Source organism: uncultured Psychroserpens sp. (assembly GCF_947501425.1).
Taxonomy (GTDB): Bacteria; Bacteroidota; Bacteroidia; order Flavobacteriales; family Flavobacteriaceae; genus Psychroserpens.
This window is the reverse complement of the sequence record NZ_CANMVN010000008.1, coordinates 145,736-167,314: the sequence shown is the minus strand read 5'-3', so window position 1 is coordinate 167,314 and position 21,579 is coordinate 145,736. Positions and strand designations below refer to the sequence as shown.

At 33.8% G+C, this 21,579-nt stretch carries 20 protein-coding genes; 6 read left to right on the top strand and 14 right to left on the bottom strand.

Going from position 1 to position 21,579, the window contains the following annotated elements; genetic code table 11:
• Window positions 1–8 precede the first annotated feature (8 nt).
• From Q0951_RS13465 to Q0951_RS13450, 4 genes are all read right to left on the bottom strand, one after another.
• Window positions 9–911 carry a histone deacetylase gene (locus tag Q0951_RS13465; RefSeq protein ID WP_299337748.1) on the bottom strand — a complete coding sequence of 301 codons (903 nt, stop codon included), beginning with the start codon at window positions 909–911 and terminating at the stop codon, window positions 9–11.
• A 1-nt stretch (window position 912) separates the two neighbouring features.
• Entirely contained in the window at window positions 913–2,970 is a 2,058-nt protein-coding gene (gene metG, locus Q0951_RS13460; protein WP_299337746.1) for a methionine--tRNA ligase, read from the bottom strand.
• 108 nt (window positions 2,971–3,078) lie between these two features.
• Complete coding sequence (locus Q0951_RS13455; protein WP_299337744.1) at window positions 3,079–4,686, bottom strand: DUF1501 domain-containing protein; 1,608 nt, start codon at window positions 4,684–4,686, stop codon at window positions 3,079–3,081.
• Between the two features lie 9 nt (window positions 4,687–4,695).
• A complete protein-coding gene (locus Q0951_RS13450; RefSeq protein WP_299337742.1) occupies window positions 4,696–6,153 on the bottom strand; it encodes a DUF1800 domain-containing protein in 1,458 nt (485 codons plus the stop codon).
• Window positions 6,154–6,411: 258 nt separating this feature from the next.
• Here Q0951_RS13450 and Q0951_RS13445 point away from each other — a divergent pair, with 258 nt between their 5' ends.
• Both Q0951_RS13445 and Q0951_RS13440 read left to right on the top strand, forming a co-directional pair.
• The gene (locus tag Q0951_RS13445) at window positions 6,412–7,338 is read left to right on the top strand and encodes an LD-carboxypeptidase (RefSeq protein WP_299338010.1); all 927 of its coding nucleotides are present in this window, start codon (window positions 6,412–6,414) and stop codon (window positions 7,336–7,338) included.
• 2 nt (window positions 7,339–7,340) lie between these two features.
• Complete coding sequence (locus Q0951_RS13440) at window positions 7,341–8,105, top strand: HEAT repeat domain-containing protein (protein ID WP_299337740.1); 765 nt, start codon at window positions 7,341–7,343, stop codon at window positions 8,103–8,105.
• Here Q0951_RS13440 and Q0951_RS13435 read toward each other — a convergent pair.
• The gene (locus tag Q0951_RS13435) at window positions 8,086–10,212 is read right to left on the bottom strand and encodes a serine hydrolase (protein WP_299337738.1); all 2,127 of its coding nucleotides are present in this window, start codon (window positions 10,210–10,212) and stop codon (window positions 8,086–8,088) included. The two genes, Q0951_RS13440 and Q0951_RS13435, sit on opposite strands and share 20 nt — an antisense overlap.
• Window positions 10,213–10,291: 79 nt before the next feature.
• Window positions 10,292–11,311: an AraC family transcriptional regulator gene (locus tag Q0951_RS13430; RefSeq protein ID WP_299337735.1), complete on the bottom strand. Its 1,020-nt coding sequence runs from the start codon at window positions 11,309–11,311 to the stop codon at window positions 10,292–10,294.
• Window positions 11,312–11,534: 223 nt separating this feature from the next.
• Here Q0951_RS13430 and Q0951_RS13425 point away from each other — a divergent pair, with 223 nt between their 5' ends.
• Together Q0951_RS13425 and Q0951_RS13420 are read left to right on the top strand one after the other, a co-directional pair.
• Window positions 11,535–11,894, top strand: a complete 360-nt coding sequence (locus Q0951_RS13425) for a YraN family protein (RefSeq protein WP_299337734.1) — start codon at window positions 11,535–11,537, stop codon at window positions 11,892–11,894.
• A 130-nt stretch (window positions 11,895–12,024) separates the two neighbouring features.
• Window positions 12,025–12,594 (top strand): hypothetical protein, encoded by a 570-nt coding sequence (locus Q0951_RS13420; RefSeq protein WP_299337732.1) that lies wholly within the window; start codon window positions 12,025–12,027, stop codon window positions 12,592–12,594.
• A gap of 77 nt (window positions 12,595–12,671) precedes the next feature.
• On the opposite strand, the gene Q0951_RS13415 is transcribed toward Q0951_RS13420, so the two are convergent.
• The 4 genes from Q0951_RS13415 to Q0951_RS13400 are packed head-to-tail and all read right to left on the bottom strand — an operon-like array spanning window position 12,672 to window position 16,601.
• Window positions 12,672–14,519, bottom strand: a complete 1,848-nt coding sequence (locus Q0951_RS13415) for a PLP-dependent transferase (RefSeq protein WP_299337730.1) — start codon at window positions 14,517–14,519, stop codon at window positions 12,672–12,674.
• A 29-nt stretch (window positions 14,520–14,548) separates the two neighbouring features.
• Complete coding sequence (gene nadD / locus Q0951_RS13410) at window positions 14,549–15,127, bottom strand: nicotinate (nicotinamide) nucleotide adenylyltransferase (protein ID WP_299337729.1); 579 nt, start codon at window positions 15,125–15,127, stop codon at window positions 14,549–14,551.
• A 3-nt stretch (window positions 15,128–15,130) separates the two neighbouring features.
• Complete coding sequence (gmk, locus tag Q0951_RS13405; RefSeq protein ID WP_299337726.1) at window positions 15,131–15,721, bottom strand: guanylate kinase; 591 nt, start codon at window positions 15,719–15,721, stop codon at window positions 15,131–15,133.
• A 22-nt stretch (window positions 15,722–15,743) separates the two neighbouring features.
• A complete protein-coding gene (locus Q0951_RS13400; protein WP_299337723.1) occupies window positions 15,744–16,601 on the bottom strand; it encodes a YicC/YloC family endoribonuclease in 858 nt (285 codons plus the stop codon).
• A 106-nt stretch (window positions 16,602–16,707) separates the two neighbouring features.
• Here Q0951_RS13400 and Q0951_RS13395 point away from each other — a divergent pair, with 106 nt between their 5' ends.
• Window positions 16,708–17,184 (top strand): thioesterase family protein, encoded by a 477-nt coding sequence (locus Q0951_RS13395; protein ID WP_299337721.1) that lies wholly within the window; start codon window positions 16,708–16,710, stop codon window positions 17,182–17,184.
• Here Q0951_RS13395 and Q0951_RS13390 read toward each other — a convergent pair.
• Genes Q0951_RS13390 through Q0951_RS13380 form a run of 3 tightly spaced genes read right to left on the bottom strand, consistent with a single transcriptional unit; the run spans window position 17,176 to window position 19,198 of the window.
• Window positions 17,176–18,069 (bottom strand): DMT family transporter, encoded by an 894-nt coding sequence (locus tag Q0951_RS13390; RefSeq protein WP_299337718.1) that lies wholly within the window; start codon window positions 18,067–18,069, stop codon window positions 17,176–17,178. The two genes, Q0951_RS13395 and Q0951_RS13390, sit on opposite strands and share 9 nt — an antisense overlap.
• A complete protein-coding gene (locus tag Q0951_RS13385) occupies window positions 18,062–18,421 on the bottom strand; it encodes an arsenate reductase family protein (protein ID WP_299337715.1) in 360 nt (119 codons plus the stop codon). Before Q0951_RS13385 ends, Q0951_RS13390 begins: the two co-directional genes overlap by 8 nt.
• Before the next feature lie 54 nt (window positions 18,422–18,475).
• Entirely contained in the window at window positions 18,476–19,198 is a 723-nt protein-coding gene (locus Q0951_RS13380; protein WP_299337712.1) for a DUF3298 and DUF4163 domain-containing protein, read from the bottom strand.
• A gap of 152 nt (window positions 19,199–19,350) precedes the next feature.
• Here Q0951_RS13380 and Q0951_RS13375 point away from each other — a divergent pair, with 152 nt between their 5' ends.
• The gene (locus Q0951_RS13375) at window positions 19,351–20,490 is read left to right on the top strand and encodes a cystathionine gamma-synthase (protein ID WP_299337710.1); all 1,140 of its coding nucleotides are present in this window, start codon (window positions 19,351–19,353) and stop codon (window positions 20,488–20,490) included.
• Window positions 20,491–20,562: 72 nt separating this feature from the next.
• Here Q0951_RS13375 and Q0951_RS13370 read toward each other — a convergent pair whose 3' ends face one another.
• Complete coding sequence (locus Q0951_RS13370) at window positions 20,563–21,378, bottom strand: glutamate dehydrogenase (protein ID WP_299337707.1); 816 nt, start codon at window positions 21,376–21,378, stop codon at window positions 20,563–20,565.
• Between the last annotated feature and the right edge of the window lie 201 nt (window positions 21,379–21,579).

Here is a 21,579-nt window from a genome sequence, read left to right as displayed (position 1 = left end):
TTGTTGATCTAAAAGAAGATATCCTGTGCGAGTCTGAATGTATTTGCATGTGCCTCAACAATGATTTTGATATCTGGAGAATAACCGCCTCCCATGCTACACATGACTGGTAGTTTGTGTGATTTACAGGTCTCCAAAACAAAGAGATCTCGTGCTTTGCAACCTTCGAGCGATAAGCCTAATTTACCAAGTTTATCGGTTGCTATCACATCAACGCCACACAGATAGTAGATAAAATCGGGTTGCTCTTGTTGGATTAACTTCGGAAGTGTATCGTATAATAAGTTGAGATAGGTCTCATCATCAGCATCATTTTCCAAAGCAATATCTAAATTGCTCTCTTCCTTTTTAAAAGGATAATTACTTTTACCATGCATCGAAAATGTGAATACCGAATTATCATTCTGAAAGATTTCAGCAGTACCATTACCTTGATGCACATCTAGATCCACAATCAAGATCTTATGAGCGAGTTGTTTTTGCTGAAGATATCGCGCGCCTATAGCTTGATCGTTCAGCAAACAAAAAGCTTCGCCTCGATTGGTGTACGCATGATGTGTGCCACCAGCAATGTTCATGGCAATTCCATGTTGTAGTGCAAATTCACTGGCTTTAATAGTCCCGTCGGCTATGATAACTTCACGCTCTACCAGGATATCACTCAGAGGAAATCCAATTTTTCGGGCAGCACGCTTATCAAGGGTAAGTTGTTTAAGATCATTGTAATACTCATGAGTATGAACACTTAAGATATGAGCTTCATTTGGTTTTTCAGGTTCAAAGAAATTGATGTCTGAACAGGTGCCTTCATAACGCAATTGCTCTGGTAAGAGCTCGTATTTGAGCATAGGAAATCGATGTCCTTCAGGTAAGGGATGTTTGTAAATAGGATGGTATGCTATTTTGAGCATATTAACTAATCTGCAGTCCGCTATTTACTGTAGTATCAGGATTAACAAATACCAATTTACCATCAGGTGTTTCGGTCATTAAGATCATACCTTCACTTTCTACACCTCTGAGTTTTCTTGGAGCTAAATTAACCAGAACAGTTACCTGTTTTCCAACTACTTCTTCTGGTGTAAAGCTTTCTGCAATTCCTGATACAATGGTTCTAGTATCAATACCTGTATCGACTTTTAAGACAAGTAGTTTTTTCGTTTTTGGCATTTTTTCGGCTTCTAAAATGGTGCCTACTCTGATATCGAGTTTGGTAAAGTCTTCAAAGGTGATGGTATCTTTTTGCGGTTCTAAGGTTTTATTAGCTGCTTCGTTGGCTTTCTTACTTGCCTCCAATTTATCTAATTGTTCCTGAATGGTCTTATCCTCAATTTTTGAGAATAGCAATTCTCCTTTTCCTATGTGATGACCAGAAGGTAGTAGAACGTCTTTAGTTGAGATGTCAGCCCATTGGTTCTCGACTGCGCTCGAACTGACAGATAGAATGCGTTTTAATTTTTCAGAAGTAAATGGTAAAAACGGTTCGCTTAATGTGGCTAAAGCACTTGCAATTTGAAGCGCCACATACATGATTGTTTTGGTGCGAGCTTCGTCAGTTTTCACCAATTTCCATGGTTCTTCATCTGCCAAATACTTATTTCCTAATCGTGCTAAATTCATCAGTTCCTGACTAGCTTCTCTAAAGCGGTAACGCTCAATAGAGCTTTCAATAACTGATGGGTAAGCTTTAACTGTTGCTAAAGTCTCTTTATCCACTTCTGAAAACTCTGAAGCTTCAGGAACAATACCATCATAATATTTATTAGTAAGTACTACAACTCGATTTATAAAATTTCCGAAGATAGCTACCAACTCATTGTTATTTCTTGCCTGAAAATCTTTCCATGTAAAGTCGTTATCCTTGCTCTCCGGAGCATTTGCAGTTAACGCATAGCGTAATACATCTTGCTGATTTGGAAAATCTTTTAAATAATCAGGTAACCATACTGCCCAATTTTTAGACGTCGATAATTTATTGCCTTCGAGATTTAGGAACTCATTTGCCGGAACATTATCAGGTAAAATATAAGATCCTTCAGCTTTTAACATTGCTGGAAAAATGATACAATGGAACACGATATTATCTTTTCCAATGAAATGAACAAGTTTGGTGTTTTCGTCTTTCCAATATGGTTCCCAGTCTTTACCTTCTCTGGCTGCCCATTCTTTAGTTGCTGAAATGTAACCAATAGGTGCATCAAACCAGACATAAAGCACTTTGCCTTCTCCTCCTGGAACAGGAACTGGAATTCCCCAGTCCAGATCACGAGTGACTGCTCGTGGTCGTAATCCATCATCGATCCATGATTTTACTTGTCCGTAAACATTAGGCTTCCAATCTTTTTTATGACCTTTTAAAATCCATTCTCTTAGAAAGTTTTCGTGCTTATTTAAGGGTAAAAACCAGTGTTTGGTTTCTTTTAAAGTAGGAACATTACCAGTAATAGCAGATTTTGGATTGATTAATTCAGTGGCATTTAAACTAGAGCCACAGTTTTCACATTGATCGCCATAAGCTTCTTCATTGCCACATTTAGGACAAGTTCCTGTGACAAAGCGGTCGGCTAAGAATTGATTAGCTTCCTCATCATAAAGTTGTTCTGTAACCTCTTCAACAAATTCATGTTTATCATACAAGGTTTTGAAAAACTCAGACGCTGTATCATGATGAATCTTTGCCGATGTTCGCGAGTAATTGTCAAACGTAATTCCGAAGTCTTCAAAAGATGTTTTTATGATCGCATGGTATTTGTCAACGATATCTTGAGGTGTCACGCCTTCTTTTTTTGCTTTAATGGTAATAGGTACACCGTGTTCATCACTACCGCAAATAAAAGCCACATCATTACCAGTGAGACGTTTGTAGCGTGCGTAAATATCTGCAGGCACATAAACTCCAGCTAAATGACCAATATGAATAGGTCCATTAGTGTAGGGTAAAGCTGCTGTAATTGTATATCGTTTAGACATCTTAAAATCGTTTTAACAAGCCACAAAATTAGTGATTTTAGACAAGTTAAAACAAAGAAAAACGTCCTTAGTATGAACTAAAGACGTTTTCTGAAGTATTTATTCTGACTAACGAATAATAAGCGACTTACTGTAGTTTTGATTGCCAACAGAAATTCTATAAATATATTGACCAATACTGAGTTTGTTTCTTAATGTTTTTTTTAAGCTTAAACTATGGTCTCCAGCAAATACCATTTCATTTTTGAGCGTAGTAATTTCCTTGCCCATAATATCGAATAACTTTATAACCATGTGTTGTGTGTATGGATTTTTAATTTTTATAATGGTGTCCTGATCGGTGTAGACTACGAAATGTTTAAATCTATTTTGATTGAAATCATTCACAGATAACGTATCACAATTGAATCCCAGATCCACTCGGACAAAATTTTGATTGAGTAAAGCTTCATCTACTAAATTACTATCAATACAGAGCCATTCTTGCATTATTGTGGCATAAACCTCTCTAAAATCCTGAGTGTGATTAAGATTACCATCTTCATCCAGATTATTTAGATCTGGATGTTGACTTACAAATCCGTTTCCTTGAATGGCTGGGCCAAAAAGCATTAATGGAGCAGCAGTACCATGATCTGTACCATTGGAGCCATTTTCATTTACTCTTCGACCAAATTCGCTAATGGTCATTGAGAGGACTTTATCATCTAATCCGGCAGCAGCCAAATCATCATAAAAGATTTTTATTGAGTTTGCTAAATCTGTTAGAAGTGCTTTGTGATCATTTAATTGGTTGGCATGTGTGTCAAAACTTCCTAAAGTCACCATGTACACTTTAGATCCTAAATTACCTTTAATTAATCGAGCTACAATAGAGAGTTGTTGTCCGAGATCGGAATCGGCATATTCAAAGCTATTTGAGCCTTCGGTATAAGCATCATGAATGGTGCCAGCATATTGATAGGTTGTATTTGTGGTACCTCTCATGAATTCTAACTGTTCACCGTAAATACATTCAGGAAAGTTTGACATATCATGAACAGTTCCGTTTTCGGCAACGGCTTCAAGTTGATTGGGATTAGCAACAGAGAATGCATAATTGGTAGAAGGACCGTCAAATATAAGGTTACCAACACTACCTATTTGTACTGCGGCAGGAATGGAAGGGGGATTAATTAGATATTCAGGATACAATTCTTCAAAATGACGTCCTAACCATCCTGATTGTGTAGAATTATCTGGATCGGTTGAAGCCCAAATATCAGAGCCTGCAAAATGTGACTGGCTAGAATCTTCATAACCAACGCCATGAACGACTTTCATAGCACCATTATCCCATAAATTAAGCAAATCATTCATGTAATTGGGCATACCAAAATCAGCTCCCAATAGTGTTACCTGATCTAAATGTTGTCTTACAGTAGGTCTATAAGATGCATAGGTGTCATAATCGTAAACAGGGACAATGGTATTAAGACCGTCATTTCCACCTTTAAGTCTGATTATAATTAAAACACGATCTGTTTCACTACTACTAATAGCTGCTGCGAGTTTAGAATTACTTGAGGCTGAAAGTGGCATTCCTCCCACCATCATGGTGCCTGCTCCAGCAAGCCCTAAAGCTTGTAAAAAAGATCTTCTATTCCATTTTTTGTGCTCCAAATCATGAGCATCCTGGTTTAATTTTATATGGTGATTTGAGTTGAGTTTACACATGGTTGTAGGTTATTTAAGTTGATATTCAGGAAGTTTTATGAGATGAAGTAGTAAGAGCACTACCTGGTAAGGGACAGAATCCCATTCTAAACTCCAAATGTTATTTTCATAATAGTTTTCAGGAAGGTTGTGTTTAAAAACATCGGTAGCGACTTCATATTCTTCAGGAGAAAATAATTCTAAAGGAACAAAGCGATCAATAATGTCTTTTGTAATGATATAAGGATCATTATTGCTACTAGAACTTTCAATAGCAAAATTTCTGAGTTCTTCATTATAGAATTCCCAGGTATGCCATATGATCCATTCATGTATTTGCCATCGACCAGTAAGTGTACTTGAATTGATCCAATCTCTGTTACCTTGCCATCCTGCGACATCTATTGGATTAAACAGGTCTTGTCCCATGACACTATTAAACCACATGAACGCTTGAAAATAGTCGTCTTGGATACTGAAATTAGTTATCTTCAGATAAGACATTGTCATGTCGTATGGACTCTTTATTTGTATTCCAATAGTTTTAGAATCAAAGAAATGTTGACTCTTAAATACAATCCTTAATAGGTTAGCAATATCGAAATCTTGTACAAAGATGCCAGCCATTTCAGCAACAACATCATCATTAATAGTGGGACTTACAAAATAAGTATATAGTTTTTTACAAATATGTTGAGCTATTAAAGGCGCTTTCTCCTGAAACAAAATATCAATAACATCATCGTAATTCCAATTGCCTTCTTGATCAAAAATTAGTTTAGTTGAGCTATTAAAGGTGCTGTCATCAAAATATATAGGAGATGTCCAATGATCTCTGTGGTTATAGCCTGTTAAGGCTTTAGACGTTTCTACAATATCTTGTTGTGTGTAGCCATTATCTACACCTAATGTAAATAGTTCATAGAGTTCACGAGCATAATTTTCGTTTGGGTTTAGGCTTGTGTTTTCAAGGCCGTTTAAAAAAATGAGCATTGCACTTGTTTTTCCTATAGCCCTTGTAAAATCTTGAAAATTCCCTAAAGCATGTTGTTCTAGTGTATGGAAATATTCGTAAAGGAAATTACTAGCATAATATTCTTCAAGGCGAGTAACAAAATGATTACTCCAAAATAATATTAGACGACCTTTTAAGCCTGTTGTTTGCATTTGATTTAAGACTTCTAGTAAGAGTTCTTGATGATTCTCTTGGGTAGCTTCGTCAAAATCTAAGCCTAAATTTTGATAATCTTCATAAATAAAATTTGACCATGAAGGTTCTGGCCAATCAGGAGCATTTAAAGATTGGTCAATTAACTGGTCGATAAATTCCTCTGGAGACTGTGATAATGCATTAGTTATCATAGACATATTGGCATCGTAGCCTATACGTCTGTATGCATGTCTAACTCTTAAAGCATTCCATGGGTTTTCTGAAGAAGGTGCAAAAGGTTGTAATGTAGAAGTAATACACGAAGTAAGAACATTCATAAGCAGAATTTTTAATAAATTGGTAGATATTATGTGTGGGACACATTTTATGTACGTTTTAATTAAGATATTTGGATGTTTAATGTTAAAAATTTATTAAATATCTATAGTTTTAATCTGTATGTTTTTACTTCCTATATTTACATAAAAGCATTTGCCATGATTTTAAGAACTCATTTTATATATCTAGTTTCTACTATAATTTTAGTGTTTAATAGTGATGCATGTGCTCAAAATACTATCGATAATTCTTCAGAAATGACATCTAAATTAATACAACCACCATACTTAAAAGCAGGAGACACTGTAGCTATTGTAGCACCTTCAGGCATATTAAAAAATAGAGACGAAGAGGTTGGACGTGCAGTAGCACTATTGGATAGTTTAGGTCTAAATGTGGTTGTTGGGAAACATGTCTTTAATCAAGCCGATCATTTTGCAGGAACTGATGATGAGCGCTGCGAGGATTTTCAAAATGCATTAGATGATCCAGCTATAAGTGCTATTTGGTGTGCTAGAGGTGGCTACGGAACTGTCAGGATTTTAGATAAGCTGGATTATACAAAGTTTAAAAACCATCCAAAATGGATTATTGGTTATAGTGATATTACTGCATTACACAATCAAATTCATAACGAAGGGTATCAATCTATCCACGCTTTAATGGGTGTGAGTTTAACTAAAGATTTGGATGAAATCAAAGACACTGTAGACACGTTTGTATCAACTATTTTCGGAAACCCTGTAGACTACACATTAGAGGGATCATCTTACAACAGGGTAGGTGAGTCGAGCGGACCTTTAGTTGGAGGGAATCTTACCATGCTACATACCATGTTGGGTTCTGAGACGAGCATTGATGTTACAGGAAAAATATTGTTTATCGAAGAAATAGGAGAGTATAAATACCATATAGATCGCATGCTTCAGAGCTTAAAACGAGCAGGCTATTTTGATCATTGTAAAGGGGTTATTGTTGGTGATATGAGCAAGTTGAGGAAGAATACCACACTTTGGGGAACTTCTGTTGAACAATTAGTTTTAGACGCGTTATCTGAATACGATTTTCCGATAGCCTTTAACATGCCTGCAGGTCATGAGAAAGATAATCGTGCAATGGTTTTTGGGAAATCGATTATTTTAAAGGTTGAGAAAGGTAGTTCAAGAATTATTTTTCAAGATTAGTTGTGGCATTTTATGACCTTCCAAAAGCAGAAAGAGATCTACTAGTTGAGCAAATCAATCGGGAGATTGCTCTTGATTTATCTCAAGATCAAACCGAAAATATCATTAGGTATTTTTCAGATGAAGACACTTATATCAGAAAATCAGGATACCTAGCAACAGGTAAGATTTTTTATGCCCGACCAGAATTACAATCGGTTATATTTTCAGTATTAAAAACTTTACTAGAGTCTGAAGATGAGCTTATCCGACAAACCGTGGTCAATGCTGCGGGAGAGATTGGAAAGTTTCATTTTGATAAGATTCAGCATGTTATGGATACAGGATTATTTGATGATCATCATCGCGTGCGAAATGCTGTCATTGGATCCATCAAAAAAATGGGAGAAAAGAATCCTGTTCCTGTTTTAGAATGGGCAAAATCATATTTAAAGCATCCAGACAAAGAGATTCGACGAGAGATTTGTCATGGGATTGAACTTCGAGGTAGAACACATCCTCAAGATGTTTTGCCGCTTTTAAAGGAACTTGAGTTTGATGAGACTAAAAGAGTTTCTGAAACGTTAATTCATGTCATTGGACAAATTTCATATAAGAATGGCTGCTTACAAACCGTTGTTTCACATCTTAACACCTGGGAGAACAAACCATTGGTACAAAAAGCATTAGACGAAATTGTAGATGTACATTACCGCTATAAAAAGTTTGCAGTTCTGAGCCAAGATGAAGCTATTGCCTATATCGATACTAATTATAGTCCTTCTTAATTTCTTCCAGAACTTTGCTGGCAATTTCGTTACCTTCATTATCGATATTGATAAACCATGCATTTGTAGTGCAAGTTCTATTCAATACATCTGAATTTGAACTACAATTTTGTTTTGTTCCTTTGATTAAATAACCAGAACTGGTGAGTTCGGCAGAGAATCCATATTCATTATAAAAATCACCATAACTGTTGCTCCATTGCTCTTTTCCTTCTCTGTTAACTTTTATCACATAGATATCATAATTCCCATTTCCAAAAGAACTTGTCGAACCAATGATTAAGTAACCATCATCTTTAGTTTTTAGTATTGAACTGGCTTTATCATAACTACTTCCACCAAATTGTTGTGACCAGATTTCGTTTCCGTTAGGGTAGTTTTTAGTTAATAGAATATCCGAAGTTTTGCCATTTCTAGAGCTAATGGTTGTGACATTAATGGACCCATTCTCTGTTGCTATTTTTGGTTGAAATTTTAAGTTTGTTTTTTTGATGAAGCTAATATTTTTAGCTCTACCATACGTAAGTATTATCTCTGTAACTCTATTAAATAAATCTTTTTTTACTTTCAAAAAAAAGTTATTTGCCTGCAAGTATTGTTTATTATACACTGTGACATCGTTAAACCCTTTATCAGTTGATAGTTTAAGCTGTAGGTTATTTTCTTTTGTTAATTTTAAATCAAAGTTTATATCCAATTCTTTGTTAATATATGTACCAACTAAGGACTCTAAGTCAGCTAAGGAACTTGGCGATTCAATAATTCTTTTATAAATCATAGTTTTACCTGTAGTATAATACTCCGTCATGTTATCCTCATAAAAAACAACTTTCAATTTTGGATTGTTTGTAAATGAAAACACATTTTTATCCTCAGAAACCATGCCTACAGTAAAGTTTCGCTCTTTCCAAAATATGTTGCCTTCCGTATCTATAATTTCAACAATTTTATCTTCATTTGGATAAATGTATTTCCCTAAAATAGTCACGTTATCTGCATTGTTCTTTTTATAAAACTGTTTATTATATTCTATCTTTTTGTTCGATTTTGGCAGAAGAATTTCAGCAATTTGTTTTGCAATCAAGTTGCTGCTTATATTTCCATTATTACTCATAATAAAAACGGTTAGGTTTTCTTCAGGAAAACGATATGTTTGCGAGTGAAAGCCATAAGTTCCTCCAGAATGGTGGACAGCAGGTCTACCTAATCTATTTTCCAATTCTAACCCAAACCCATAGGTTTTAATTTCACTATTGGGGATTGGTTTTTGACTTTCAATTAAAAGACGATTTTTATCTCTTTTTGCATTTTGAACAGCAATCTCATACGTTAATTGGTCTTTTAATGTTGTGTACAAAAAACCTTCGCCATTGGTTTTGGTTACCGTTGGTACTTCCCACCATTCTCCTCTTCCCCAATCAGAATAGGGGTTTGCTCTATTAGGAATTACTTTCATATATCTTTCTACAAAAGACGTTTCATTCATCCCTAAGTTTTCAAAGAACGTTTTAGAATAATCATTAAATGTTTTATCTGTTATTTTTTCAATAATTTTGGTCAGTACATTGTAGTTGGAATTACTGTAACCGTATTTTGAACCTGGTTTAAACCCTAAATCTTCTTGATTTTCTAACAACTCTAAAACATCATCATTATCATATCCAAACCTTCTCCACCAAACATCACCTTCTAAATCTAATAGTTCTACATAATCTCGGATGCCACTTGTGTGGTTCAAGAGGTGACGCACTTTAATTTTATCAGTGACATTTTCATAAAGTTTTGGAAGGTATTTTCGAATATCATCATCTAAATTGAGTTTGTTATTTAATGACAAATCTAAAATCATTAATGCCGTAAACTGTTTTGCAGTTGATGCAATATTTGACCTTGTCTTTTCATCAAATTTCACTTGATGTTGAAGGTTAGCTAAACCAAGATATTTTTCATAAACAATGTTTCCATCTTTTATAATGCCGACGGCAATGCCTGGATGTTTTTCTTCTATTTTTGAGTTGATTATTGAATCAATTGTTTTTAATTCCTGTTGTTGTGCATTAACAAAAAATGCTAGAAGCAATAATGATAAGGCGATAATTTTCTTCATAACTACAATTAATAATTTGACACAAATATGAAGTATTATCCCATACCAAACGCTTCAAATCTAGATTTGAGACTTATTTTTAGGATAATTTAACAAGAAATTCTTTTGGAGAAAGTGAAGTATTCTTTTTAAATGCTCTGTTAAATGTGGCTTTGCTGTTAAAGCCGCATTCTAGGGCAATACCAAGAAGTGTTTTGGTGTTTTGTTCTCCTTTTTTTAACTGCTCAATTACGGCTTCAACACGATAGTGATTAATAAAATCATTAAAATTCATTTGAAAGCCATTATTAACTACCGAAGACACAATCTTGGTATTTGTATTCAATTGATTAGCCACATCAGATAAAGTTAAAGTTGGATTTTCATAAATCTTATCTTCATTAATCAAGACAAGTATTTTTGGCTTCCAATACGCAATATCTTTTTCGATGGAATTATCCTGAGTTGTCGATGACGGTTTTTCTACCTCATAAAAAACATCCGTTTCTTTTGAAGTTATAGAGGATAATATTGAAGATTTTACAGCATGAGAATATCCGTTAACAGAGATGTAATAAAAAACGAAAGAAAACGAAATGTAATGCCAAAACTGACTTCCAAATTCGCCCCAATCTGGATTCAAAATAAAGAACAGCACTCGTAAAATAAGAATCCCTAAAAAGGCAATCATGAAATTTCTGATCCATTTAAATAATACAGTATCTGCATAACTAACGGTTTCAAAAATTAAGACTTTATAGTTTGCATAATATTTCAAACTCAATATCAGATAAAAACTCATAGAAATCAATCCAGATGCCTGATACCAGTTAGCTAAATCTTTATCTCTACCATCTGCGTAGAAATAGTATTCATCCAAAATAAGTTTATCAGTAACAAAAATAATCAGGCTATAGATGAAATATAGGATTGCTGGAATAAAATGAATCCAATCTTTTTTAGATAAACGAAAGGACTTATTTAACAGGCTTTTTGTGTAAAAATACACTACAGGTCCAATAAGTAGTACTTGCATAAAAGGCACAAAAAATAAGATGTCACTTGTGATTTCTCCAGCATACCAATTCGCATAGCCTAGCATATAAGGTGTGATATACATAGCGTATAAAAATAGCAGCAGACTAAGCCATTTACTGGATTTGTTATTGTGATCAATCCCATTTTTTAATAATAGAAACGAAAAAACGATTCCATGAAAAAAGAAGATCAGGAGTAAGGAGCTTTTTTGCCCAAAACTAAATGGAAAGTCTAATAATGAATTGATGAACAGATGTTTTTAAATTGATATCTTAAAAGTAATACTATTTTTCTATTTTAGTGATATGGCAAGCCACAATGACTTAGGAAAAATAGGAGAAGATTTAGCGGTAGATTTTCTGGTTACCAATGGATATGATATCATCACCCGAAATTATGTATATCAAAAAGCCGAAGTAGATATCATAGCACAAAAAGGAGATACATTGGCTATAGTTGAGGTCAAAACAAGAGCCAATACTAATTTTGGTAATCCTCAGGATTTCCTTAAACCAAAACAAATACAACGCATTATCAAAGCAGTCGATGAGTTTATAAGTTCAAATGGTTTAGATGTTGAGGTAAGATTTGACATCATAGCTATTGTTAAAAACGGAAGTCAATACGACATTGAGCATTTAGAAAATGCTTTTTATCATTTTTGAAACTATGAACAGTATTTATTTGTAAGAAAAATCTTTTAAATACTAATATTTTGTGTCTTTCATCTATTTTTTGTGTTTATAATCTGTGTTTTTTTTAGATTTATTATAGTATTTACCCCAAATAATATTAATGATGAAAAAAAATTACTTACTAAAACTTCTCATATTTTCATTTCTGTTTTCAGCTTGTACTGAGTCTCAAATTATAGAGGAAGAAAATCGACAAGATAATCTTAACGCTCAAAATTCAACGTCTGAAGACCCTTGCTTTACTACAAATTTAATTGCCGGACAGCATAATGACGCAGGTATCGTGACTATAGATATTGATGGAGATGATTTAATCGTTACGTTTTCCAGTAATGGAGAGTGGACAATAGAACTCACTCATTTAGCTCTAGGAAATTGTGATGATGACTGGGTACCTCTAACAGGATCTGGAAACCCTCAAATTGGACAATTTGAGTTTACAGAGCCATATTTAATAACCCCATATGAAGTGGTTTACATTTTGAATTTGGAAGACATGGATTTAGATGAAACTTTCTGTTTTGCTGCGCATGCTGAAGTAGATGGACCTACTGGAGGTGAAACCGCATGGGCAGAAGGATCACAATTTGATGGTAATAGCTGGGCTATGTTTTCTGAGGTTACTGAGTGTACAGAAGACGAGGGTAATGGTGGAAATACTCCTTTTTAATACTATATTTTAAATTTTTACCATAAAAATAATCATCCATTTTTATATTTATTAGATACTACCTAAGTTTATCATTTTTAACCTAAAGAGATATCTCTAACAAAATCTAAGAATACATTTTTGTGTCGTTCTAAATCCATATTCGGAGATAGTGCTACACGAGCTATATAATCTTTGTCACCTTCTTTAGTTGTGCCTTGCGTTGAGGTGGCAGGGATTGTCCAATAACATCCTTTTAATTGACCATAGCTTACACAATACTTACTTTCATTAGGAATTTCAGTGATCATTAAATGGATTAATTTATGATTCAATGCCCTTTTGTATGATTCTTTTTCTTCAGCAGTAGCACCTTGAGTTGGAAGGTCTAATGAAAATACAGATGGCGTAAACCCTTGTTTTGCTAGTTCTTCTGAAACAAAATTGATTTTTGCAGTAGGTAACGTATCTTGAATAAAGTTTACAAATGCTCTCGTGTTTTTATAAGCATCACGTATTCTTTGATTCATTGAAGGTAATTGTTTCGACAATATCTCCATTTGAAGATCTGTAGCTTCATTATCACAAAGTATCAAATGATGTTCTATTTTTTCCAACAATGTTTCAGCTTTAGTATTTACAACACAATAGCCAGCAGTGCATTGTCCGCCACTTGGAAATTTTGATCCACTAGCATAAGAAATGGTCCTTACCGCTGAAAGCATTTTACCCTCTCCTAAAAATTGGACGTTAGGGCAAAAGGTTTGATCTAAAATAAAAACGGGATCGATAGCAATAGCATTTGCTGAAGTTTTACGAACACGACTTAACACTTCTTTTAATTGTACAAGATCTGGAACTTCAACTCTTGGATTTGTTGGAATTTCAGCTATGATATAGGGAACAGCATCTTCATTTGCAATATGGTCTAATACTGTATCAATGCTTTGAACCATATCATGATTGCCATCAACAGGCAAATCCACAATGTCTACATTATCAAAGCAAGCAGCAAGTCGTCGTGCTTGATCATTTGTTCCACCATAACAATTTGGAGGCACAATGAATTTTATATCCTTTCCTTTATAATGCTCTTGAGCATGATCTACTAATCCCATCATAATAGCGTACTGAATGGAGAGTCCACTAGAACCAACCAAAGGCTTCGCTGTAGTTCCAGTAATAGATTTAATTGTATCTAGCACTATTGTTTTATTGGAGCTATTTTTATGAATATCAATAGGAGGCTTATCAACAAAAGCTTTAAGTGCTTTAAGACAATTGCTAGGTGTCATTGCAATGGTTTCTCTTCGTCGCACATGTTGAATTTTTGAAATATAGTCCGTGTTTTGAATTCCATTTGTTAGCAAAATACTTCCTAAAGAACCATGAATATTGACATAAAAGTCAATGTTAGGGTTAGCCTCTCTTTGAGAAATTTCATGTTGTTGCGAAATGAAAATAGTACTGCCATTAAACTCAGAATGTTCATTTAAATTTTCAACTTTTTTTAATTCAAATTGATAACCATAAACACGTTTGAGTACTTCAATATCAAAAGCATCAGGTAACTCATCCTTGTAAATAATTAGTGTGTTTTTATGTTCTAACAAATTGCTTCTCAAAACAGCCATTACAGGCATTGTATTTGAGGAGAAACTTATCACTTGTTCTGGGTTGACATTATTATATTTTGCGATGGTCCATTCTAAGACACAAGATAAAGGGTGTCCTAATCGTATATAGTCGTATGCTGTAGGCAATTCATTGAGTGCTGAAGGTTTGGTATTATTAGTTGCGAATAATGTTTCAAACTGTTCCAAAAACTCAGTTTTAGCTAACGTTTCGTTATAAATATCTAGTCGGTGAGTTGTAAGATCTAACCAGTTATTAGGTAAGTGTTCTATAACATTCTTAATATAATTTAGCACGCTATGGTCCTTCATAAATTATTGTTTTGGATAACAGTGATTTTTTACCTGTAAAAATTCATTTCGTCTAAATATCCCCAAACATGTTCAGGTAGCATCGGACGAACATTTTTTCCGTCTTTGATTGCTTTCCGGATAAATGTTGATGATAATTCCATAATAGGTGCATCTATTTTATGGATTTTATGATGCTTATCAAATTGGGTTTCTACTTGTCCTTCAGAAATTCTTGGGTACACATAGATATGATGGTTTTCTAGGATAAGTTCATAGTTTTTCCACTTATGAAAACTTTTTAAGTTATCCTCTCCCATAATTAAGGCAAACTCATGCTGAGGATATTTTTCCTGAAGATAAGCTAAGGTATTTATGGTGTAATTTGGTTGTGGTAAGTTGAACTCAATATCACTTGGTTCTAGTTTGATGTAATCATAGGTAGCACGATAGACCATCTCATAGCGCTGTCGGTCAGCAAGCAGTGAGTTTTTCTTTTTAAACGGGCTATGAGGCGTAACTACAAACCAGACCTTATCTAAGTCGCTATATTCTGCTATATGATTTGCAATGGTGAGGTGCCCAATATGTATTGGATTAAATGTTCCAAAATACAAACCTATTTTCATTACTTATGAATTTATAAAGTTTGACACTAAGTTATAGGCATCATCCAATGCTTTGTCCAGATCTTTGTTAAGTACAATCTCATCAAACAATGGTGCTGTAGCTAATTCGGCAGGTGCTTTAGCAACTCTCATGCTTATTTTTTCCGGACTTTCTTCTCCACGTTCTTTAAGCCTAATAATCAACTCGTTTAAATCTGGTGGTTTAACGAAGATTGCTATGGTTTCTTCAGGAAATTTTTTCTTAATTCTTAAACCTCCAGACACATCAATATCAAAAATTACATGTTTTCCTTTGGCCCAGATGCGTTCAATTTCAGTTTTTAATGTCCCATAAAAATTATCACGATATACTTCTTCCCATTCTAAAAACTCATCGTTCTTAATCTTATTTTTAAATTCTTTTAGATCTAAAAAATAATAGTCCTTTCCATGAACTTCTTGTCCGCGTTTTTCTCTGGAAGTTGCAGATATTGAAAATTCTAAATTGAGTTCTTCTTGTTTTAGAAGATGTTTTACAATAGTAGTTTTTCCAGATCCCGAAGGCGCTGAAAATACAATTAATTTACCCTTTTTCGTGTTGTTATTGTCTTTCACAAATGAGATTTAAAATATAATATTACAGAACATTCAATAATTGTTCCTTAATTTTTTCCAGCTCATCTTTCATTTGCACCACCAGCTTTTGCATAGGTGCATAATTAGATTTCGAGCCAATAGTATTAATTTCTCGGCCCATTTCCTGTGTAATGAAGCCAAGTTTTTTTCCGTTAGAATCAGCAGATTTTAGAGCTTTAGAAAAGTAATCTAAATGATTAGTTAAGCGCACTTTCTCTTCAGTGATGTCAAATTTTTCGATGTAATAGACCAATTCCTGTTCAAAACGGTTTTCATCTACCTTTTCTTTTATTTCTGAAATGCCCTTAGCAAGTCGTTCTCTTACTCCTTCAATACGATCAGGATCCATAGCGATGACCTCTTCTAATAAACCTGAAATATTCTGAACCCGATTTAAGAAATCATTTTCTAAACTCTTACCTTCATCTAACCTGTATTTGTGGATCTTTTCCAAACTACTGTCAATTTCTTTAGCGATTAGTTTCCACTCATCTTCATCAATATCATCTCTTTCAGTAGTTATGGCGTCTGGCAAACGAATGGCCATTTTTAATAGTTCTGTATCATCACCATCTACAACATCTCTTAATTGTTTCATATACTGATTAACAACCGTTTTGTTGATATGTGATGAGGTTGCTTCACCAGTAATTTCCATATAAAGTGAAAAGTCAACCTTACCTCTTACGAGTTTTGAAGCAATCAATTTTCTAATCTCTAACTCTTTTTCACGATACATTGAAGGCATTCGTGTGTTGAGATCTAAATTTTTACTATTGAGTGATTTTATCTCAATTGATATTTTTTTGGTTGGGAGTTGTAATACAGATTTCCCATAACCTGTCATTGATTGTATCATGAACACATTTTAAAAGTTGAGCAAAGGTAACGAAAATCATAAAGTTATAAATGATAGATATACTTTATAAAAAACTATAACTTTGCAAACTTTAAATTTAATCAGGATGTACAAAAAAGATTTTGAAATACGATGGAGCGATGTAGATGCTAACAGTCACCTCGCAAACTCTGCATATGTAAATTTCATGAGTCATACACGTGTTGGATTTTTAAATGAACATGGGTTTTCTATGAAAAAGCTTATTGAATATGGTATAGGGCCTGTGGTGTTTTCTGAACAGATTTACTATTTCAAAGAGTCGTTTTTAGGACAAACATTAACAGTAACACTTGCTGTTTCAGGTTTAAGTGAAGATGGAATGTTCTTTAAATTTGAACATAACTTCTACAATCAAAAAGGCAAGCATTTGGCCACTTGTGATATTTTAGGAGCTTGGATCAATCTAAAAACAAGACGTTTAACGACACTTCCAGAACAACTTCAGGTACTGATAAAAACCTTTCCTAAATCAGAAAATTTTAAACTGTTAACCAAAGAAGATACACGTGGATCTGGTAAAATACCTAAAGATCTAGACTGATACTTTCGGTTTTTTAGTAACAAGATAGACACCAGAAAAGATTAGACTCATTGCTATAATTTTTACGCTATCAACAGAATCTACTCCCATTATCAATGCGAAGATTCCAGCAATTACAGGTTGTAAATAGATAAATACACCAACTGTTGAAGCTTTAAGAGATCTTAGAGCTAGTGGGTTTAAAAAATACGTGCCAAATGTTGCACCAATAATTACAAATGCTACCGAAAACCATATGTAAGGTGAAAATGTTTGCCATTGTACCTCAACAGATTCAGAATAACCAAAAGGTAAGACCAAAACTAATCCAAATAAGAATAACCATTTAATAAAAGTAAAGGGATGGTATTTGGCTGTTAATTTTTTTACGATAATCACATAGATACTGTAGGATACAGCATTGATAAAGATAAAGAGATTTCCTAAGGCTACATTGTCTCCTACACGATCAGACTTTCCAAGAGCTGTGAGTAAAACACCTCCGCAAAATCCTAAAAATACACCAAGTATTTTGAGCTTGGTCAATTTTTCATCTAAGAAAAACGTTGATAGCACTAAAATGATTATAGGTGTTATGGTCATTATAACTGAGGCATGTATGGGAGAGGTTAATTCAAGACCTTTCAAAAACAATAACATATTTATAAAAACACCAAAGACTGCTGCAAAAAAGATGGTGAGATAGTCTTTCTTTTCAATTTTTTCACTCTTAACAACCAAACCTAATAACCAGAAAAGAACAGTGGCTCCAGCTACTCTCAGTAAAACAAAACCAAAAGGTTTAATAAAGTTTTCATTCATTACATTTTTAGCAAATGTATAATTCAAACCATATAAAAGTTGCACCATAAATAGCGCAATTAATGCATAGATACGTCTATTCATGTGCGTGTATAAAAGCTTTGGCTGCTTCTACGGTTTTAGAACTATTTCCAATAAAAATTTTGTCATTGTAGACAATGACCGGACGCTTTAAAAACGTATAATGATCTAATATGTAATGTTTGTAATCTGCTTCGGTTAAGTTTTGGTCTTTAAGACCCATTTCTTTGTAAAGTTTAGCTCTTCTACTGAATAAAGCCTCATAACTTCCTGCTAATAATTTTAGTGCTTCTAATTGTTTTACTGTAATCTCTTCTTCTTTAATGTCTTGAAACATAACGTCATTTGGTAGCTCCAAACTTTTAATAATCCTTGCACAGGTATTACACGTTTTTAAGTGGTAAACTTTTTTCATAGTGATGATAGATAAAATCAAAAAACTAATGACTTTTAACGATGCAAAAATAAGTTAATTTACAGTTATAAACGAGCTTATCTCTTCGAAAGGAATGGTAAATTCAATTATGCCTTGAGCATACGATGCAATTTCATATGTATTGTATAAAATGATTAACCCTTCGTCACTGTATCCTATAGATTCTGGAAGTTGAAAATCTTTTCCGAAGAAAACATCTTCCATAGATTGATCATCTGCGTTTGCTTTGATTTCGGTCTTAAGCTTTTTTTCAACAACCTTAGAAAGTTCGTCAGTATTAAGAATCAAATCTTCTTTTGAGAGCAATTTACCTGTTTGGGCATCAAAATTTAAAAACTTGATATGTGTATTTCCATGAGCGCCACCAGTATCTAAATAAGAATTTACAGCTATGCAGATAAGTTCGGGAGATTGATAGGTGATTTCGCCATCAATAAAAGCCTCCCATTTGTGCGATACCTCAGGAAACTCTTCTTTAAAGCTAATAAACTCATTATTAAATTGTTTTAAGGCGTCTTCTATTTTAGTATTTTTAGAGAGTTCATCACCCAAATTAAGCTGATTGGCGATATAATTTTCCAAAGTTGAATTGATTAGTTCGCTACCCTCATTTGTACTAGTTGCTTTGGGATAATTTACAGAGATTTCAGCACCAGCAGAAGATTCGATATTCTTTTCTGAAAAGATAATAGAGATGTCTTCTTTACAGGAAAAAAGCACCAGAATACAGATAAAAAGACAGTAGGTTTTTTTCAAAATTGAAGTGATTTTGTTAAACATTCAATAAAGGTATTACTTAGATTTGAATAGAACGAATTAAACCTTAATTTTGTTGTTTACTGCAATTCTTTGAAATGATATCGTGGGTTTAAGACTTATGATTTTTAGAAAAACATAGAGAAATTATAATGAAATTCAACACAAAAACAATACATGGCGGACAAGAACACGATCCAGCCTATGGAAGTGTAATGCCTCCTATTTATCAAACATCAACTTATGCTCAATCTACACCAGGTGGACATAAAGGATATGAATATTCCAGAACGCACAACCCAACACGTAATGCTTTGGAAAATGCGTTTGCTAGTATTGAAAATGGGAATCATGGTTTAGCTTTTGGTTCTGGATTAGCAGCTATTGATGCAGTGATTAAGTTACTAAAGCCAGGAGATGAGGTAATCTCAACAAATGATCTTTATGGAGGAACCTATCGATTATTCACTAAAATCTTTGAAGACTTTGGAATCAAGTTTCATTTCATAGGAATGGAAAATGCATCTTATATAGAAAACTATATCAATGCGAAAACTAAGTTGATTTGGGTAGAGACACCAACTAACCCAATGATGAATATTATTGACATTAAGACTACTGCAGTTATTGCCAAAAAGCATGGTGTTTTGTTAGCTGTAGACAATACATTTGCAACACCTTATTTACAGCGACCACTTGATTTAGGTGCTGATATTGTGATGCATTCTGCAACAAAATACTTAGGTGGGCATAGTGATTTGGTTATGGGAGCATTGATAGTTAAGGATAAAGAGTTAGCAGATCGTTTGTATTTTATCCAAAACGCAAGTGGAGCTGTTTGTGGACCTCAAGATAGTTTTTTAGCATTAAGAGGAATAAAAACACTACATATTAGGATGCAACGTCATTGTGAAAATGGTAAAGTTGTTGCAAAATATCTAGCAAATCATCCAAAAATTGAACATGTATACTGGCCAGGCTTTGAGAGCCACCCTAACCATGAGATAGCAAAAGATCAAATGGATGATTTTGGCGGAATGGTATCTTTTACGACTAAAGGGAATAATTATGAAGAGTCTATCAGAATAGTTGAAAATCTTAAGATTTTTACATTAGCTGAATCTCTGGGTGGTGTTGAATCTTTAGCAGGACATCCAGCAAGTATGACACATGCCAGTATTCCTAAAGAAGAAAGAGAGAAAACAGGTATAGTTGATTCTTTAATAAGACTTAGTGTAGGAATAGAAGATGCAGATGATCTTATTGCAGATCTAAAGCAAGCTATAGGATAAGATTTCAATATTAAACAAAAAAAGACCAAATGTGAACTTGGTCTTTTTTTGTTTAATTTATAGTCTCGTAGTTTAGTCTAAGTAATAGATGTATCCAAAGTTTACCCAAACCAACCAATCATTGGCTTTATTAGAACTAAGATTGTGATCTAATCCATCAACCTCATTATTGAAAAAATACTGCCATCGTATATCTAGCATTAAATCTGAAAGTACTGTCAGTTTGTATCGTGTACCTAGACTTCCAACCATAGACCAAGTAGTACCATTGCCATTAAATAGGAAAGGGTCTTCATTAGTATTTGGATCAGCAGCATTTACCCATGGCTGAAAAAAGTTATTCATATTATTAATATTCCCATCACCATAGGTGGTCTCTACTTTAGGATTGTAAGCCGTAAAGTGAACCCCTAAACTTATAAATGGAGCAAAAGAATAGCTAAAAGCTTGAAAAGCCCTTATACTTTTAGGAAAAAACTCAATTTGAGTACCAATATCGAAATTTTGTGCAATACCAGAGTGACGACGCAAGCGTTCAGCATTTTCACTGGTTCTTGATGCATCAACCCATTTCCCGAAGTGATTAAGTGTTGTTTTATTCCAGGATATTTCGTTTCTCAATTTGAAATGGTCGTTAAAAAAAGTATCGGTTGAGTAACAGTTACAGTCAGCTCTGTATGCAAAATTTATGTAGTGTACGACACCAATACCAATACCAGTATTTCCTGCATTAGTTTCAAAATCACGTCTCACACCAAAATCTGATTGAAAAGCTACTGGACCAGCGATGACACCAATTTCATGAGAAAAACCAAGTTGCGAATAGCATTCGTTAATACCAAGTATGAAGACGAACACAAAAGTTAATTGTTTAAAATTAAGCGTCATAGGTTTTATTTTACAGAGGGCTTGTTGGGTAACAAATATATAAAAACTAGATAAACTACCAAATAATTAGACGAAATGTAAAAATATCCGAACAACTGCTTAATAATTAATTAACATTGAATCCTCTATAAATTGATAATATGAAAAAAAATATGCAATCATTTTAAAGATAATGTATCTTTGTGGTACAAAAATCAACAT